General features: G+C 55.3%; 19 protein-coding genes. 10 read left to right on the forward strand and 9 right to left on the reverse strand.

The genetic code is table 11. From position 1 onward, the window contains the following. Entirely contained in the window at window positions 1-330 is a 330-nt protein-coding gene (gene cyaY, locus HCX89_RS19660; protein WP_025011356.1) for an iron donor protein CyaY, read from the reverse strand. Window positions 331-410: 80 nt separating this feature from the next. Here cyaY and HCX89_RS19665 point away from each other — a divergent pair, with 80 nt between their 5' ends. The 8 genes from HCX89_RS19665 to HCX89_RS19700 all read left to right on the forward strand — a co-directional run bounded on the left by HCX89_RS19665 (window position 411) and on the right by HCX89_RS19700 (window position 6,181). Next, window positions 411-560, forward strand: a complete 150-nt coding sequence (locus HCX89_RS19665; protein WP_162887842.1) for a lipoprotein — start codon at window positions 411-413, stop codon at window positions 558-560. Next, window positions 561-1,805: a diaminopimelate decarboxylase gene (gene lysA / locus HCX89_RS19670; protein WP_054744512.1), complete on the forward strand. Its 1,245-nt coding sequence runs from the start codon at window positions 561-563 to the stop codon at window positions 1,803-1,805. A gap of 49 nt (window positions 1,806-1,854) precedes the next feature. Continuing rightward, a complete protein-coding gene (gene dapF / locus HCX89_RS19675; protein ID WP_062793757.1) occupies window positions 1,855-2,682 on the forward strand; it encodes a diaminopimelate epimerase in 828 nt (275 codons plus the stop codon). Beyond that, a complete protein-coding gene (locus HCX89_RS19680) occupies window positions 2,679-3,314 on the forward strand; it encodes a DUF484 family protein (RefSeq protein WP_025011355.1) in 636 nt (211 codons plus the stop codon). The genes dapF and HCX89_RS19680 overlap by 4 nt, the downstream gene beginning before the upstream one ends. Further along, on the forward strand, window positions 3,314-4,210 hold the full coding sequence (gene xerC, locus HCX89_RS19685; RefSeq protein WP_167717131.1) for a tyrosine recombinase XerC: 897 nt from the start codon (window positions 3,314-3,316) through the stop codon (window positions 4,208-4,210). Before HCX89_RS19680 ends, xerC begins: the two co-directional genes overlap by 1 nt. After that, window positions 4,210-4,926 (forward strand): HAD-IA family hydrolase, encoded by a 717-nt coding sequence (locus HCX89_RS19690; RefSeq protein WP_167717133.1) that lies wholly within the window; start codon window positions 4,210-4,212, stop codon window positions 4,924-4,926. Before xerC ends, HCX89_RS19690 begins: the two co-directional genes overlap by 1 nt. A gap of 79 nt (window positions 4,927-5,005) precedes the next feature. Beyond that, window positions 5,006-5,476 (forward strand): Sbal_3080 family lipoprotein, encoded by a 471-nt coding sequence (locus tag HCX89_RS19695; protein WP_045283232.1) that lies wholly within the window; start codon window positions 5,006-5,008, stop codon window positions 5,474-5,476. A 120-nt stretch (window positions 5,477-5,596) separates the two neighbouring features. Then, the gene (locus HCX89_RS19700) at window positions 5,597-6,181 is read left to right on the forward strand and encodes a HupE/UreJ family protein (protein WP_167717135.1); all 585 of its coding nucleotides are present in this window, start codon (window positions 5,597-5,599) and stop codon (window positions 6,179-6,181) included. Here HCX89_RS19700 and HCX89_RS19705 read toward each other — a convergent pair. From HCX89_RS19705 to HCX89_RS19740, 8 genes are all read right to left on the reverse strand, one after another. Continuing rightward, window positions 6,151-6,666, reverse strand: a complete 516-nt coding sequence (locus HCX89_RS19705) for a helix-turn-helix domain-containing protein (protein WP_025011350.1) — start codon at window positions 6,664-6,666, stop codon at window positions 6,151-6,153. The two genes, HCX89_RS19700 and HCX89_RS19705, sit on opposite strands and share 31 nt — an antisense overlap. 64 nt (window positions 6,667-6,730) lie before the next feature. Next, window positions 6,731-7,432 carry an iron-sulfur cluster repair di-iron protein gene (gene ric / locus HCX89_RS19710; protein ID WP_044735343.1) on the reverse strand — a complete coding sequence of 234 codons (702 nt, stop codon included), beginning with the start codon at window positions 7,430-7,432 and terminating at the stop codon, window positions 6,731-6,733. Window positions 7,433-7,559: 127 nt separating this feature from the next. Continuing rightward, window positions 7,560-8,756, reverse strand: a complete 1,197-nt coding sequence (locus HCX89_RS19715; protein ID WP_044735342.1) for a hypothetical protein — start codon at window positions 8,754-8,756, stop codon at window positions 7,560-7,562. Then, window positions 8,740-9,399 carry an energy transducer TonB gene (locus HCX89_RS19720; RefSeq protein WP_157824608.1) on the reverse strand — a complete coding sequence of 220 codons (660 nt, stop codon included), beginning with the start codon at window positions 9,397-9,399 and terminating at the stop codon, window positions 8,740-8,742. Before HCX89_RS19720 ends, HCX89_RS19715 begins: the two co-directional genes overlap by 17 nt. Next, on the reverse strand, window positions 9,368-9,775 hold the full coding sequence (locus HCX89_RS19725) for a biopolymer transporter ExbD (RefSeq protein ID WP_025011347.1): 408 nt from the start codon (window positions 9,773-9,775) through the stop codon (window positions 9,368-9,370). Before HCX89_RS19725 ends, HCX89_RS19720 begins: the two co-directional genes overlap by 32 nt. Window positions 9,776-9,778: 3 nt before the next feature. Next, complete coding sequence (locus tag HCX89_RS19730) at window positions 9,779-10,273, reverse strand: MotA/TolQ/ExbB proton channel family protein (RefSeq protein WP_025011346.1); 495 nt, start codon at window positions 10,271-10,273, stop codon at window positions 9,779-9,781. After that, a complete protein-coding gene (locus tag HCX89_RS19735) occupies window positions 10,270-11,598 on the reverse strand; it encodes a MotA/TolQ/ExbB proton channel family protein (protein WP_167717138.1) in 1,329 nt (442 codons plus the stop codon). The genes HCX89_RS19730 and HCX89_RS19735 overlap by 4 nt, the downstream gene beginning before the upstream one ends. After that, complete coding sequence (locus tag HCX89_RS19740; protein WP_141250878.1) at window positions 11,595-12,335, reverse strand: DUF3450 domain-containing protein; 741 nt, start codon at window positions 12,333-12,335, stop codon at window positions 11,595-11,597. Before HCX89_RS19740 ends, HCX89_RS19735 begins: the two co-directional genes overlap by 4 nt. Window positions 12,336-12,540: 205 nt before the next feature. On the opposite strand from HCX89_RS19740, the gene HCX89_RS19745 reads away from it, so the two are divergent. Together HCX89_RS19745 and HCX89_RS19750 are read left to right on the forward strand one after the other, a co-directional pair. Then, on the forward strand, window positions 12,541-15,003 hold the full coding sequence (locus HCX89_RS19745) for a TonB-dependent siderophore receptor (protein ID WP_167717140.1): 2,463 nt from the start codon (window positions 12,541-12,543) through the stop codon (window positions 15,001-15,003). 58 nt (window positions 15,004-15,061) lie between these two features. Then, window positions 15,062-16,828, forward strand: coding sequence for an ABC transporter ATP-binding protein/permease (locus HCX89_RS19750; RefSeq protein WP_167717142.1), 1,767 nt, complete (start codon window positions 15,062-15,064; stop codon window positions 16,826-16,828).

Below are 16,828 nucleotides of genomic sequence, written 5' to 3' on the forward strand. Positions count from 1 at the left end.
TCAGAACGACAGTTCTATTCCGCCCTGGCGGCTGATGGACTCTCTGACGAAGGGCATAAACTCGCCGCCATTGCGCTCATCTATCCATTTTCCATCGACATAGCCAAAGTGATAGCCACCGAAACGGGTTGCTACCCAGATCTGGTGCAGCGGCTCCTGCTTGTTGATCACGATTTTGGAGCTGTCGGCGAACTCGAGTTGCAGCACGTTGCCTGAAGCGTCGATATCAACATCGGCATCCTGCTCATCGATTGCATTCTCAATTGCGGTTTCTATCCGGTCGAACATTTCATCGGCGAGCTGATGATATTCGGTATCTGTCATTGCCATGGAATATCTGTCCTTTGCTTTCATCAAGATGAATGCGATTATAAGGCTAATGTAATCCTGCTGCCCAGATGTTGAGTAAAATGAGACTGTTTTTATCCCTGATGCTTGCTAGCCTGTTGCTGCTTGGTTGTGGTCAAAAAGGCGCGCTATACAAGAGCCCGGATCTGCCGGACAACCAATCCCAGGCGGAACAAACCGAGCAACCCCAGCAATCGACAGAGGAAAACTAATTGGATCATTTTCAGTATCAAGCTCAGGCTCTGTATGCCGAAGACTGTGCCGTGGCCGATTTGGCGGCTCAATATGGTACGCCTTTGTATGTCTATTCGCGGGCAACATTGGAGCGCCATTGGCATGCCTTTGACAGAGCCGTGGCCACTCATCCGCACCTTATCTGCTATGCGGTCAAGGCCAACTCCAATCTGGCGGTGCTCAATGTGTTGGCGCGCCTTGGCAGTGGCTTTGATATTGTCTCAGGCGGAGAACTGACCCGGGTAATCACCGCAGGTGGCGATCCGGCCAAGGTGGTGTTTTCCGGTGTTGGCAAGACAGCGGCGGAAATGAAACTGGCACTGGAGTTGGGCATATATTGCTTCAATGTTGAATCCCGCGCCGAGCTTGAACTGCTCAACGAAGTGGCAGGCTCTTTGGGTAAACAGGCGCCAGTTTCCTTGCGGATCAACCCGGATGTAGATGCCGGTACTCACCCCTATATCTCTACCGGCCTGAAAGAAAACAAGTTCGGTATCGCCATGGATGAAGCCGAGGAAGCCTTCCTGCAGGTGCAATCCTTGCCGCACCTGGCCATCAAGGGCGCCGACTGCCATATCGGCTCACAGCTTACTGAACTCAGGCCGTTTCTCGATGCCATGGACAGAATGCTGGCATTGATCGATAGACTGGCAGAAAAAGGCATAGTGATTGAGCATCTTGACGTGGGCGGTGGCCTGGGGGTCACTTATGATGAAGAAACCCCGCCACAACCGGACAAGTATGCCGCCGCATTGCTCGAGCGTCTGGGTGAACGACCACTGAAGCTAATTTTCGAACCGGGCAGGGCGATTGCCGCCAATGCCGGGATCTTTGTCACTCAGGTGCTGTTCCAGAAAGAGAATGCCGGCAAGCATTTTGCGATAGTGGACGGTGCCATGAATGACCTTATCCGCCCGTCACTCTACAGCGCCTGGCAACAGATTATCCCGGTGCAGCCAAGAGAGGGTGAAAGCCGGGAATACGACATAGTCGGCCCAGTGTGTGAAACCGGGGATTTTCTGGGTAAATCGCGCGCCTTGGTGCTGCAAGCCCACGACCTGCTGGCGGTGCGTTCCAGCGGTGCTTATGGCTTTGTGATGTCCTCCAACTACAACACCCGTCCGCGAGCGGCTGAAGTCATGGTCGATGGCAGTGAACATTATCTGGTGCGTGAACGGGAAAAGCTGGAACAACTGTGGCAAGGTGAGCACTTGCTGCCGTAAACTAGTGTGAGTACTTTCCCGCTGTAGGCGTTGGAACCTAGGAGTAATCTTGATCCACTTCACTAAGATGCATGGTCTGGGCAACGACTTTATGGTCGTCGATGGCGTGACTCAGAATGTGTACTTTTCGCCGGAGCAGATCCGGCGCCTGGCCGACCGCAACTTCGGTATCGGTTTCGATCAACTGCTGCTGGTCGAGCCGCCCTATGATCCGGATCTGGACTTTCATTATCGTATCTTCAATGCCGATGGCAGCGAGGTCGAACAGTGTGGCAACGGCGCCCGCTGCTTTGCCCGCTTTGTTCGCAACAAGGGCCTGACCCAGAAATACAAGATCAAGGTCAGCACCTCATCCGGCAAGATGACCCTGCGCCTGGAGCGCGATGGCAATGTCACCGTCAATATGGGCGTACCTATCTTGGATCCGGCGCGGATCCCCTTCAAGGCCAAAAAGGCCGAAAAGACCTACCTGTTGCCTACCGAAGGGCAAACCTTCCTCTGCGGTGCAGTCTCCATGGGTAACCCCCACTGCGTGCTGGAAGTCGAGGATGTGGCTGCCACAGATGTCGATGTTATTGGCGCGCAGCTGACCAACCACGAACGCTTCCCCAAAGGGGTCAATGTCGGCTTTATGCAGGTGCTCAACAAGGGCCATATCAAGCTCAGGGTTTATGAGCGCGGCGCCGCTGAAACCCTGGCCTGTGGCAGCGGTGCCTGCGCGGCTGCTGTGGTTGGCCAATTGCAGGGCAAGCTGGGCAACACTGTGCGGGTCGACCTGCCCGGCGGCACCCTGACAATCAAATGGGAAGGTGAGGGCAAGCCGCTGTGGATGACGGGCCCGGCCGAACAGGTATACGACGGACAGATACAGATATGACAGACGCCAAAGCTAAGCTCAATCCACCTTTTGATGAGCAGATTATCCGTGAATATCTGTTGGATAATCCGGAGTTTTTCTGCCGTCACCCCGAGCTGCTGCTGGCTATGCGTCTGCCCCACGGCGAGCGTGGCACAGTTTCTCTGGTAGAGCGGCGGCAAGAGCTGCTGCGCAGCCGGGTACAACAGCTGGAAGAGGAGATCACCGCGCTGCTTGGCATGGCCAGCCGCAATGAGAAAATCTTCCGCTTCAATACCCAGCTTTCATTGAAGTTACTCGATTGCGAAGATATGGGTGAGCTGAGACAGGTGCTGTGCGCCGAGCTTAAAGAAGCCTTTAACTTCAGTCATGTACGCCTGATTACCGTGCATGATATCGACTCAGAACTCTCGGCCATCTGGCGTAAGCGCCTGCAGCACGGCTATTACTTTGGTCGCCTGACCAAGGAGGAGTCCAAGCGTTTGTTCGGCTCTGAAGTCGGCTCAGTGTCACTGGCACGGTTGTCGGAACAAAATGGCCAGGTGATCTTTGCTATCGCCAGTGCCGATGTGACCCACTTCCATCCGGAGATGGACAATATGCTGCTGGATCAGTTGCGGCAGCTGTTGGACCATCTGCTGCCCAAGCTCTGATGGCCGTTAAACAGGATTCTCCCTGGCTTGGCCGCTTCGAGCGCCATCTCAGTGCCGAGCGGCAGCTGTCTCCTTACACAGCCCGCAACTATCTGCGCGAACTGCAACGGGTTGCCGGGCTGCTGCCGCAGGATATTGACTGGGACCAGGTAACCGATCCCCAGTTGAGTGCTGTGTTGGCCAAGTTACATCGTCAGGGCCTCAGCCCCCGCTCTTTGTCTCTGTGCCTGTCGGCGGTCAAGCAGTTCTACGAATTTCTGCTGCTCGAAGAGCTGGTCAAGAGTAATCCCGCCCGGCAACTGAGCGCCCCAAAACAGGATAAGCCGCTGCCCAAGAATCTCGACGCCGACAGCATCAGCCATCTGCTGGATATTGAGGTGACAGATCCCCTCAGCGCCCGTGACAAGGCGATGATGGAGCTGTGTTACTCCTCAGGGCTGCGTTTGGCTGAGTTGGCCTCGCTGGATGTGCCGCAACTGGATTTCGCCCAGCAGCAAATCAAGGTGATGGGAAAAGGTGGCAAGGAACGGCTGCTGCCGGTGGGCTCGGTCGCCATTGCCGCATTGCAACAATGGCTGGATTACCGCCGGGATATTCCCTGTGAAGATCAGGCGCTGTTCGTGACCGCCAAGGGCAAGCGCTTGGCGCATCGCAGTATTCAGGCGCGCATGGCGCGCTGGGGGCGGGAGCAGGTATTATCCGCCAGGGTGCATCCCCACAAGCTCAGGCATTCCTTCGCGACTCATATGCTGGAATCCAGCGGCGACTTGCGGGCGGTACAGGAGCTGCTGGGACACGCCAATCTGGCGACCACCCAAATATATACCAGTCTGGACTTTCAACATCTGGCCAAGGTGTATGACGGCGCTCACCCCAGAGCTAAAAAGGACAAGTGATGCAGGTGTTTCTTCGCCCCGGCGCTATTAAAGCCATCAGTTTTGATCTCGACGATACCCTCTATGATAACCGGCCAATTATCGCCGCTGCCGAAGGCGCATTGCTCGAGTGGCTGGCCAAAGAATACCCACTGAGCGGCAACTGGCAGGCCGCAGACTGGCGGGCGTTGAAGCGCCAGCTGTTGCTGCAGCAAGCCGAGCTGACTCATGACACCAGTGCCGCGCGATTGGCGCTATTGCAAACCGGGTTGGAGATGCTCGGATATGATAAGCACAAGGCAAAGCTTGGCGCGAAAGCGGGTCTGGCCTTGTTCCTTGAGCGGCGCAGCGACTTTAAGGTGTCACAGGAAGTGCTCGCCTTACTTTCGCAATTGGCTGAGCGTTTTCGCCTGGTCGGGATCACCAATGGCAATGTGGATGCCGACAAAATTGGCCTGGGAGAGATGTTTGAGTTTGTGCTGCATCCGGGCAATGGTATCAGACGTAAACCCTGGGGGGATATGTTCCAGTTGGCCGCCGAGCGCCTGGCTTTACCCTCTGAGGCGCTGCTGCATGTCGGCGACCACCCGCTGACAGATGTCGAAGGTGCCCGTAAGGCCGGCTGTCAGGCTGCCTGGCTCAATCCGGCGTTTGCCGGTGATAACTGCAGAGCAGCCAACACCCTGCTGCCTCACATTCGGCTCCATTCTCTGAGTGAATTGGCACTTCTATTGTGATTTTGTTGCGTTTTTGTGTTTTCTGAGTAGATTGGCTGCGCCCGGCCGGGCTGTAACCATCTCTATGGATAAGAAGAAAATGACAAAACGACTCGCCATACTATTGCTTACATCTTTTTTGGGGCTCAGTGCTTGCTCCATCAAACAACAGGTCGATCCTGTGGCACTGCATCAAGATGCAGGCCTCTGTATTCTGGAAAACCCAAAGGTCAGGGAAGGTTTCTTGCAGGAAGTGGAGAAGGTGCTGCGTGAAAAACAGATACGCTATCGACTGGTTCAAGAGTTAAACGCCGCCGATCAATGTGATTGGACTGCAACCTACAGTGCGAATTGGGCATGGGACTTGGCGCTTTATATGGTATACGCCGAGATTAAGGTGTATCACCAGGGTAGACTCGATGGTCAGGCTATCTATGATGCTCGGATGGGTGGAGCCAATATGAACAAGTTCATTGATGCCGAACCTAAGATCCGTGAACTGATCAATCAATTGATCCAACAGAAACAGGCGCGTGTTTCCTGGGCACAGCCACTGACTCTGGCTCCCTGAAACAATTTCTCACCATTAAAGCGTGCATCAAAGCGCGCTTTTTTAGTTTCTTATCATTTTTTTAACATCGACTTGGTGCTAGTGTATAGCTCCTTGCCGTTGTGCTCTGAGGTTTAACCTATGCCATCCCCAATAATCATGCTGTTGTTGTTGCTGTTGAGCCTGCCGGTCTCAGCACACGAGCTGCATGCGGATAGTGGTTTCTGGGATGGTTTCAATCACCCTGTATTGGGGTTCGATCATCTGTTGGCCATGCTCAGTGTCGGTATTCTCAGTACCCAGTTGGGGCGCAGTGCCATCTGGTCTGTACCTTTGGCATTTCTGTTTTTCATGACCCTGGGCGCGGTTGCCGGTATGTCACTCATGCCGCTCCCTTTTGTTGAATCGGGTATTGCCCTGTCGGTATTGCTGCTGGGGCTTGCCATTGCGCTCAACCGTGAGATGCCCATCTCTTTTGCCATGGCCTTTGTCGGCGTCTTTGCCTTGTTTCACGGTCATGCTCACGGCGTTGAAATACCTGAGTTGGCCAGGCCAAGCATTTATGCCATGGGCTTTTTGTTGGGAACGGCGGCCATTCATGTTGCCGGGGTGATCATCGGCAGTTTGATAAACCCGGATGGCAAGCGCAAACGTGTGGTGCAACTCATGGGCTCGGCTATCGCCCTGGTGGGAAGCTATTTGACTCTGGAACTCTGGCTGGCTTGAATACTGTGTCTCTGTTTGCGTCTTAGCATGCGTTTCACCTGCGCCGGACTGGCGCGCATATCGGCATCTCCGACCCTGATATAGGTGCCACCAATCGCTTCTGTCCCCAGATAGACGGGCTGCTGACTGTAGTCGGCTTGGGGAACCCGAAAGCGGATCAACTGCTTACCGGCCAGTTCTATCAGCTGAATGTCGGCCGGGCCAAGAATATTGGCGCTGATCTTTTGTGAATTGTTGAGTATCTTCCAGGCTTCATCGATAAGGGGCCTGGGTTCGGCTATTCCTTCGATAAAAAACTCGCCCTTTTCCTCCCTGACACCAAGAATGATCTCGCCGCCATTGGTATTGGCAAAGGCGCTGTAGCTTTCCCACAGCGCCAGCGGTAGCGCACCCTTGCCATGGCGTCCGGCGGCGAGCTTGAACTCCACCGCGGCGGACTCACGCAGATTTTCAATATCGTCCAGAATGAAACCTGTAGCCGGCATGACTGACTCCTTGTTTACTGCTGTTACTGCAGTTGTAGCAAGTCAGCCGGGATTTGAACAGCCCTCAGTCCACCAGTGCCAGGGCTTTGGGAAACAAGAGGTTATTTTCCAGGTGGATGTGGCGGTGCAGATCGGCTTCAAACTCGGCCAGGGTGGCATAACATACCCGCCAGGTAGTGCAGGCATGCTCAGGGGCCTGGTAGTGATTGGTCAACTGCTGCAGCTTGGCCAGAATTTGCCCTGCCTCATCATGCTCATATTCCATTGCCCGGATAGGATTGCCTATATGGCCGAAACAGGCGTTGAACTCTTGCCCTTGACTCAGGGCACGAATGGCCGGAAACAGTATCTGTTCCTCTTTTTGCAGGTGGGGCAAGAGGTCATCCATCAGGGCGCGGATCCAACCGGCCAAGGGTTTGATCTCTTCATAATGCTCACCGTGGGCTCGCACCATCTTCTGGGCATATTCCAGCAGCAGCGGTGCGGTATCGCGTATGTACTTGTGGTGGGTCGCTTCGATATGGTCGATAAGCTCACCAAGTGGCAATTTGGCCAAGGCATCGTCCGGCGTGCCCTCTGCGGCCAGTTGGCTCAGGGCGTGCAACACCTCGGTGGGCTCGGCGCCGGCTCGCTCGCAGGCCGATGCCAGTGAACGGCCACCGCCACAGCAAAAGTCGATACCAAAACGGCTGAAAACATGGGCGTTACGGAAGTCTTCGGCGACCAGTTCGCCGACTCTGCGTTCGAGGGATATTTGCGCTGACATAGGATGCTCTCTGAATTATCAATTTACATGCATAATAAAAGCATCTTTAATTTTAGCCAAGCTTAGGCTAATAAAACTTGACTGTTTTGCTTGGTTAATCACATTTTGCAGCAAACCTGATAGAGCCTCAGGGGGCGTCCGTGAGGTAGTTTATCTGATTCAGCCACTGAGCCGCCGTCGTCTGGTACTCTCCCTGGTTGATCGCTTTAAGCAAGGTTTTGGCTTGTTGTAACTGCCCGGCTTCGTAGTGGCTCAGGGCCAGCAACAGCTGCCAGTAGCGGTTATCTGCATCTTGCTGCCGTAGCTGTGACAACAGTTGTTGTGCCAGTGGCCATTGCCCCAGGCTGTAAGCCAATTGTGCCCGCAGCGGCAGGGATTTTTGTCCTTGGGTTTGGCTTGATTTCTGCAGCAGGCTCAGCGCCTTGTTTCTTTGACGCGACAACAAATAGGCCTGAGATAACAGCGGCTTATAGCTGGAGTGTTGTGCCAGTGCCTCGCTGTGTTGCTCCAGCAGATCTGCCGCTCGGCCGGGGGCCTGATGCAGCATCAATAACTGTGCCAGCAGTGGAATACTGCGAGTGGGCAACTGCCCGGCCTTATAGGCCGAGCTGAGGACATTGAGTGATTCCTGCTCTTGCCCCTGTTGCTGCAGGTTATGGCCCAGGCGTTCCCAATATAGGGGGCGATCCGGATAGGCGGCGATCATCTGTCTCAACAGTTGCTCTTCTTCCGGCAAACGCTGCTGCCTTTGATACAGGGACTGCAGAAAGTGTTGCCGGGTTTCGGTGACTTCCCAATCCAGTGCCAGACGCATCTGCTCAGTGGCCTTTGGTAGGTGCTGCAACTGAAATTCGGCGTAGGAGGCCAGCGAGTGCATGGTGGCAAATTCAGTGGCGCCGGGTTTGAGTTCTTGTTCCTGTTGTTGCTCTTGGAGATTGGCCGCCAGTTGCAGCCACTGCTTACTGTATTCGAGGCTTTGGCGGTATTCGCTTTGCTGATAGTTCAACTGGGCACCCAGCTTATAGAGATCCCGTTGCTGCAATGCCGTGACGGGTAAAGCCAGCAACAGCCGGGTTTGCTGCGCGGCGCACTGATAGTCCTTGAGACTGATGCAGGCCTGCAGATGCAGGTAGGCCGCCATCTGCTGTTCGTTGTCGCTGCCTTCGGCATACTGACGCTGAAAGCTTTCAATCGCCTTGAGCGCCGCAGCAGGATCCCGCTGCAATTGAAACTGCAGTTGTTGGTAACGTTGCAGTGCATTGCTCGCCAGCAGCGGCGCGCTGAACAGAATACAGCAAAACAACAAGCTATTTTTCAAGTTCATATCTGATCACTATCCGTTGCCATTGGGTCTGTTTGGGCGCTGCGAAGCGCCACCTGAGCACGGCTCTGGAAGCCGAGCGATAAAACACGCCACTGGGGGTTTCATCCACCAACTTGATATCTTCCACTCTGCCGTCCGGGTTGATCGCCAAATCCAGAGTCACCTGTCCTTCAATGCCTCGCTGTTTGGCCTGCAGCGGGTATTCGGGCGGCATTTGAAACACCACCTGCGCCATAGCGATACTGGCCTGCATGGTACTGCCGGGGGCGCTGCCGCTTTGGCTGAAATTCAGCGTAGGTGGCTGGATTTGCTGAATATCATCCGGCGTCGGCCACAGGGGATCCGGTACAGGAATACCTGTGTTGGCATCCAGCGCGCTGAGATCCAGTGTCATAGGAGGAGGTGGTGGCGAGGATGTCAGCGGCGCCGAGCTGAGGCGCACCTCAGGCAAGGGCTCTTGCGGTTTGCTATCCTGCCGCTCGGGAAAGTAGACTCCGCCCAATGTGACCCGTTTAACTGGTGCTGTGCTTTGGCTCAGAGTCAGGGCATAGATCAGGCTGGCCAACGCCAGATTGATCAGTATGGCACTGGTGAAAATCAGTCCTGTTTGGCTAGCTGGGGTCTTGGGTTGCGACGGCCACATTATTGACTCCTGCGATGCGTACTTTGTCGACCACTTCGATGAGCTTGCCGCTGGTGACATGCTTATCCACTTCGATAATGGCCGAACTCTGTTCTGAACTTGCCAGCGTGTGTTTCAGCCTGGCGGGCAGTTCAACCGCTTTGACGGCTTGCTGCTCCAGCCAGATCACATTGTGTTTGTCTATGCTGATTAAGATGGCGCGCTTATCCTGATTGTCTTGCACCTGAGCTGTGGGGCGTTCCAGCTCCAGCGACTGGGTCTTCTGAAATGACGCCGATAAAATAAAGAAGATCAATAGAATAAATACCACGTCAATCAAGGGAGTGAGATCGACATTGGCTTCTGTGCCCTGATCATCTGTATGTTTGAATTGCATCTTTTACTCCGAAAATGTCCGGCGCAGCTCCGCCAGCAACCGCTGATTGCTCTGCTTGAGCTGATAGGCCAGATAGAGTCCGGAAAGAGAGGTCACCAAACCGGCCAATGTGGTCAGCAGTGCCGAGCTGATCCCGGATGACAGCTGTTTTTGGACATCGAGTTGCCCAAGCTCGGCAAAACTGCTGATCATCCCATCGACAGTGCCCAAGAGCCCCAGCAGCGGCAGTATCTTTATCAGTGAATCTATCCAGTCGATTCCGCCGCTTAAATTCAGGGCGGCGCGGCTGAGAAAGGCTTGTTGCAGCTGCGCCTTTTGCCAGAGGTCATAGCGCGCTAGCTTGGGATTCAAGTGTCGGGCATCATCCAGCCAGCGGGGGCTCAGCCGGTGAATACGGCTAAAGCCCTTAAGCAGCAGATACCACATCAGGCAAGAGAGCAGCAGTATCAGCCAAACAATGACGCCGGCCTGCAGCACAAAGTCATAGAAAGTGCTCATTGCCCGGGGTTACCTGTGTCACCAAAGCGCTGCAATACCACCAGGGCGGCCGCTTCCTGCTCAAGCATCTGGGTCAGTTGCCGACTCTGGCTCTTGACTGCGCAGTGCAGCAACAGCAGCGGAATGGCTGTCATCAGTCCCAGCTGGGTGGTCAGCAGTGCCTCGGCAATGCCACCCGAGAGCAGCTCTGTGTTGTTGCTGCCGAAACGGGTGATCACATCGAAAGTTTCAATCATGCCGCCAACCGTGCCCAGAAGCCCCAGCAGCGGCGGGATCCCCGCCAATACCGCCAGGGTGCCAGTACCACGGGTCAGGCGGGGGACTTCGCTGAGTACGGCGGCGTTGAGCCGCGCTTCGAGTTGCTCCTCGGGGCAATCGGTTGCCGCCAACATCACCCGGCCGAGGGCATTGTCACTCTGCACTTGCTGACTGGCCTGCTGTTGGGTCAGCCGCCGTTTTTCGCGGCGCAGTATCCACAGGCGGTTCAGGGCTATGCCTAAGGCTATCAGGGCTATCAGGCCGATAAAGACGCCGACTATTCCTGCCGGTTTGAGCTTGTCGAACCAGCCGTTACCGTTTGCCGCCTGTTGCAGCAACTTGCCAAATGAGGGGTCGAGCCAGACACTCCCCTGGGTGGGCGATAGCTTTGGCTGCTCTGCCAGCAGTTGCCAGCTTTGCTGCGCCGGCAAGTAGCGTACCCAGCCTTTGTCGCTGAGGGCATTGAAAGGCCCATATTCGGTGACATTCAATAGCACTGGGGTGCCATCGGCATTGAGGCCTTCGCTGCTTTGCACTATGGGTTTGGCTGCCAATACGCTTTGTTCTGTCAATGCGGTCCAAAGCGCCTGCAGTCGCTGCAGGCCAAGTTGGTCAGTGGGTATCTCGGCAAGGCCGCTGCTGTCGTGGCGCCAGAGGTTGTGGGGTGCCACTGTGGTGAGCAGCAACTGCTCATGTTCCTGGATGGCGCGAAACACCCCGTCGAGACTGGCTTTCTCGGCGTTGAGTTGGGCCTGTTTGTCCTTGAGGCTTTGCTGCAGTGCCAGCAGTTGGTCTTCAAGTTCCAGGTTATTTGCCTGAGTCCGGGTGAGTTGCTGCTGCAGTTTCTTATGGTTGCTGCGTACCTGCTCCAGGCTCTGACGACTCTGATTCTCTTGCCGCTCGGCGGCCACTTGTTCCTGGCGACTGCCACTGCGAACCTGTTCCAACACCTGTTGCAGACTCTCGGCCTGGCAGGGGAGGGCCAATGAGAGCGACAACAGAGATAGCGACCACAGTATTGCGGGACGCATCATGGTCTGGCGAGTGCTGGAAGACAAAAAGCTCATGATGCCTCCGCTATCAGAGGCAGTTGCAGCAGTGCCGGTATGCCATCTCCGGAGGCGACTCGGATGGCAGCGGCGACATTGCCAAGCTGCTCAGGCGCCAGCGCCTGCCAATTATCTCCCTGCCAGCGGCCACCGGCCTTGCCATCCAGGGTGAGGAAAAAGTACCCCAGGCGTCCGGCGCGCAGAAAATTCACCAGCCGACCGTCGCCGAGTTTGCCCTGCCAGCTCTCCACACTGTAGCCGTAGCTGAGCTCCACCTGGTAGGCATCCAACAGCCGGGTCAGTTTCTCGCCCTGGTTCAGCTCGGCGCTTTGCAGCAAGAGTTGCAAATTATCGAGACGCTGCTGCCGTTCCTGCTGCTGAAATGGCAGATCGGCCCGCACCAGTTGCGTGAGCGACAGCAGCATTTCGTCCATCATCGGGGCCAGCTGCATCCGGGTCTGGCGCAGTTGCCGGCGCTGCTCGCCCAGCTCCTCCAGAGAAGATTGCAGCTGCCCTATCTGCTGTTGCAACTGCTTTTGGTAATGGCTGGCCAGTTGGATTTCATGCTTGAGTTGGCGGCTTTCCTGGATCAGGGATTGCTGCTCATCATCGAGTTTTTCTATGGCTTGCTGGGCTTGTTGGCTGGCCTTTAATCCCTGACGGTCGGCCCTGTGGATCTCGTTGAGGTCACTCGGCGTGGCCGCCACCTGTAATACCCAGGCGGCCAAGACAGATACTGCTGTTTTAGTAAACATCTGAATGAAAATATTTTTTGTCTGGAATGCTGTGGTTTTGCGCACATCATCACCAGAATGTTGACATGATTTGAGACATTATCAGCAAATAGTAATGATAACAATTGTCATTTGTATTTGATCAAGTTATTTTGGCCAACCTCACACTTTAGTGGTGCGGGTTCAACTCCGGCATCGCTGTTTTTTAACAATAAAGGGATTGAGGATGAAGAAACACGCGGCTGTAGTCTGTGGTCTGGCATTGATGCCGGTAGCTCAGGCGCAACAGGTTGATGTGGCTGATCAACAGGAGATAATCGTCAGAGAGCAGGCCGACAATGGCCTGACCCAACATGAAACTCTGACCCGGGAAGATATCAAAAAACGCCCAACCGGTGACGGTAACCTGACCGACTTGCTCAGGTCCAATCCGGCGGTGCAGTTTTCCAACAGCGCCAACAGCAGTCTGAATCAGGGGGAGATCAAACCCGCCGACATTTCCATTCACGGCAGCAATGCCTATCAAAATACCTTCCTGCTCGATGGCATGAGCATCAACAACGACCTGGATCCGGTCGATGGCAGCGTGGTCACCAATGCCCGCCTGTCCAGCGACGAGCAGGGTCTGTATGTCGACAGCCGCCTGATAGACAGCGTGACCCTTTATGATGCCAATATTCCGGTGGAATTCGGTGGCTTTACCGGCGGGGTAGTGGATGCCACAACTCGCAGTTGGCAAGGAGAAACTGCCGCCAGCGTCTATTTCCGCCAAACGGATGCCAGTTGGAACAAGGTGCATATAGATGACAAATTGCAGTTTGACTCGGCCAATAATGACCTGTCACAACCGGCCAGATTCCAGACAGATTACAGCAAGCGCAACTATGGCCTGAGCTTTGAAACCGGCATTACCGACGATTTGGGTTTTGTGGCTTCGGTTTCCCGGCGTGAGTCGAAAATCCCCATGATGAATGTACCTGCTACCGCGGTGGGACTGGATGCCAACGGTGAGCTGGTGGCCTTCAAGACAGGCGGCGGTCTCAAGCATCAACGGCGCACCTCAGACAATCTGTTCAGCAAGTTTACCTGGTACGCTTCACCACGCACCACGGCGCATCTGTCGCTGGCCTATTCGGCCTATGAGGCGGACATGTTCTTCAACGGGGTGGCCAATTCAGACTACCGCGATGAACACAAGGGCTACAGTTCTACCCTGGAGATAGAGCACGGCTTTGACGCTTCTACACTGGAGTTGTCGCTCAACTATAACCGCATGACAGACAAGCGTGCCGGCGAGCAGACTTACTGGGTGCAATTGATGGACTGGCAGAGCAATCGCTCCTACTCCTCCGGAGGCCCGGGCGATCTGGACTCTACCCAGGAAACCAGTACCGCCAAGTTGAAGTGGAAATGGGATCCCCTCAAATGGGCCGGTATGAGCCACACCTTTACCCTGGGGGGCGAAGCCAGTTACACGGATGCTGCATTCAACCGGGACAAGACTTACTACCGCAACAACTACGACGGCAGCCTGGAGATGATGGGCTGGTCACAACTGCGTCTCGATGCCTTCCTTGAAGGCCGATACAAGAGCACTCACAGCCAGTACGCCCTCTATGTTGAAGATGTGATCAACTGGGGCGATTTCAGCTTCAGGCCTGGTCTGCGGCTGGATCACGACGGCTTTGTCAATCGCAATAATCTGGCTCCGAGACTCAGCAGCAGCTGGAACCTGTTTGGCGACGGCAACACCCTGCTGACCGCCGGGGCCAACCGTTACTATGGTCGCTCCATGTTGACTTATGCTCTCTACAGCGGCCAAAACGGTGGCCTGGTGCATTGCTACTTTGACTGTAAACCCAACTCTGCCCACAACGACTGGATGCCGACCCGGGATTATGAGGGGATGGAAGACCTGCAAACGCCCTATAACGACGAGTTTACCGCCGGTGTGCAACAGATTTGGGGCAACAGCATCTGGAAGCTGAACTATGTGCACCGCAACGGCCGTGATGAAGTGCGCAGTCGTTATAAGTATCCCGGCACTGATGACTATGAACAGCGCGCCATTCGAACCTTCGACAACAGCGGCAGTACCAGCCATGACAGCGTGATCTTCACCCTGATGAATCGGGAAACCCTTCAATTTTTGGGCGCAAACCACCAGGCCAAGTTCTCGGTCGCCTGGCAGGAAACCGAGAGCAACACCCCAAAAGACCAGGGTTACAGCTATTTCGAATCCGGTCTCAATGTGGATGCCGACAAGGTTTGGTATGACGGCAAGGTCATTGCCGCGGCCGATTTACCGGCCACCGACTTCAATGCGCCTTGGAAGATAGATCTGGAACTGACCCACGAGTTCGATGACTACGGCCTCACCTGGTATAACCTGCTGCATTGGACCTCCAGCCGTGAGCAGGCCAGTCGCGATCAGAACGGTTATTTCCGCGATCCCGAGACCGGCAAGGATCTGGTTAAGTACGCCAAAGTGGATTACGCCTCGACCTTCCGTTGGGATACCAAGTTGCAATGGCAGCCCGAGTTTGCCAAGGGCGCCTCTGTGTCGGTGGAGATCTACAACCTGCTCAACCGCAAAAATGCCAACGACTCCTTTGTTTATCAGGATCAGCTCTATTTCAACTATGAGCCGGGACGTCAGTTCTGGTTGCAGTTGAACTACGAATACTAAGCTGACTCTTCGGCGGGCGGCCCAGCGGCCGCCCGTTGCTATTGATGGATTTTCCGATATGAAACATCTGGCCATGTTCTGGCATTTGATAAAACCCTTTTGGTGTAATCGGCAACGGCTGCCGGCTTTGGCATTGCTGCTGGTGGTGTTGACCTTAAGCCTCTCTTCGGTCTGGTTCAGCGTGCAGCTCAACCAGTGGAACGGCGACTTCTTCAACGCGCTGCAGCAGTTGGATGGCAGCCTGATTTACCCCCTGTTGCAGCAGTTTATGCTGATCATAGTCGCCTTGGTGCTGGTGTTGGTGTACGCCGACTACCTGAAGAAAAAGCTCATCATACAGTGGCGTGAATGGATGACCCGGGATCTCTGTAGCCGCTGGCTGTCGCCGGACAGTCGCCATTACCGAATCCAGCTTGGGCAGCAGGAGCCTGACAACCCGGATCAACGCATCGCCGAGGACGTTTTCCTGCTGGTGGACACTTCGCTGGATCTGCTGTTGTCCTTCTTGCGTTCTGTACTCACCATAGGTTCTTTTGTGGTGATCCTCTGGACGCTGTCCGGCGAGATCAGCATTCCCTTGGGCGATGCCGAGTTGACCATACCCGGCTACATGGTGTGGGTCTGCCTGCTCTACACCCTGATAGGCACCCTGATCACCCACAAGGTGGGTAAACCATTGCACCGGCTTAACTTTCAGCAACAAAAGCGTGAGGCAGATTTCCGTATCGCCCTGGTGCAGCGCCGTAACCACAGTGAAGCTATTGCCGGGCAGCGAGGTGAGGACTGCGAGCAGCAGGCACTGGCGCACAGCTTCTCCCGGGTAGCCGGAAACTGGTACGCCTTGATGTCCAAGGAGCGTAATCTGGCCTTCTTCACAACAGGGTACAGCCAGGTCACCATGTTGGCGCCGATATTCTTTGCTCTGCCCAAGTTTCTTGCCGGGGCAATTCAGCTCGGCGGTTTGATGCAGATAAAGATGGCCTTCACCCAGGTGGCCAGTGCCCTCAGCTGGTTTATCTACGCCTATAAAGACCTGGCGCGCTGGAGCGCTACGGTCGAGCGTCTGAGTCATTTTGAAGCCAGTCTGTTTGCCGATACGCCGCGGCCCGAGGCGGCAGTCGCCGCCAAGCCCTCAGCTGCAACCGATAGTGTCCCAGAGAAAAGTGTCAATGTGCTTGAACCTCAGGCAGTGCCGCTGTTGCAGGCCAGTCTGGATCTCTTGTTGCCGGATGGTCGGCCGCTGCTGCAAAGACTGCGCCTTTCACTCACACCGGGAAAGCTGCTGGTACTGCACGGCCGCTCCGGTATCGGTAAAACCAGTTTACTGCGAACCTTGGCTGGCTTCTGGGATGGCTATTACGGGGAGCTGGCGACTCGGGTCAGCCCCTGCTGGATATCCCAGCGCCTTTATCTGCCGGAGGGTTCACTCAAGTCGCTTATCTGTTATCCGGCTGACACCCAGAGGTTTAGCGACGAACGTTGCTGCCAAGTGTTGCAGCAGGTGGGGTTAGGGGAGCTGCAGGACACGCTCGAACACACAGATAACTGGCTGCAGCGGCTATCGGGCGGTGAGCAGCAAAGAGTAATGTTTGCCCGGTTGCTGCTCAACGCCCCAAAGCTGATCCTGCTGGATGAAACCACCTCGGCGCTGGACATAGCCGCCGCCACTTCGCTGTTGCAACTCTTGCGCGCCGAGTTGCCCAAGGCCTGCATAGTGTTGGTCAGCCATCAATTGCCACTGCATCAGTTGGCCGATGAGATTATTTCCCTGGAGCAGGATGAACAGTGTCAACCTGCTACCATCACCCGCCTGAGGGAGGCCTGA

The sequence above is a fragment of the Shewanella sp. Iso12 genome (assembly GCF_012030025.1).
In the GTDB taxonomy this organism is placed as follows: Bacteria; Pseudomonadota; Gammaproteobacteria; order Enterobacterales; family Shewanellaceae; genus Shewanella; species Shewanella algae.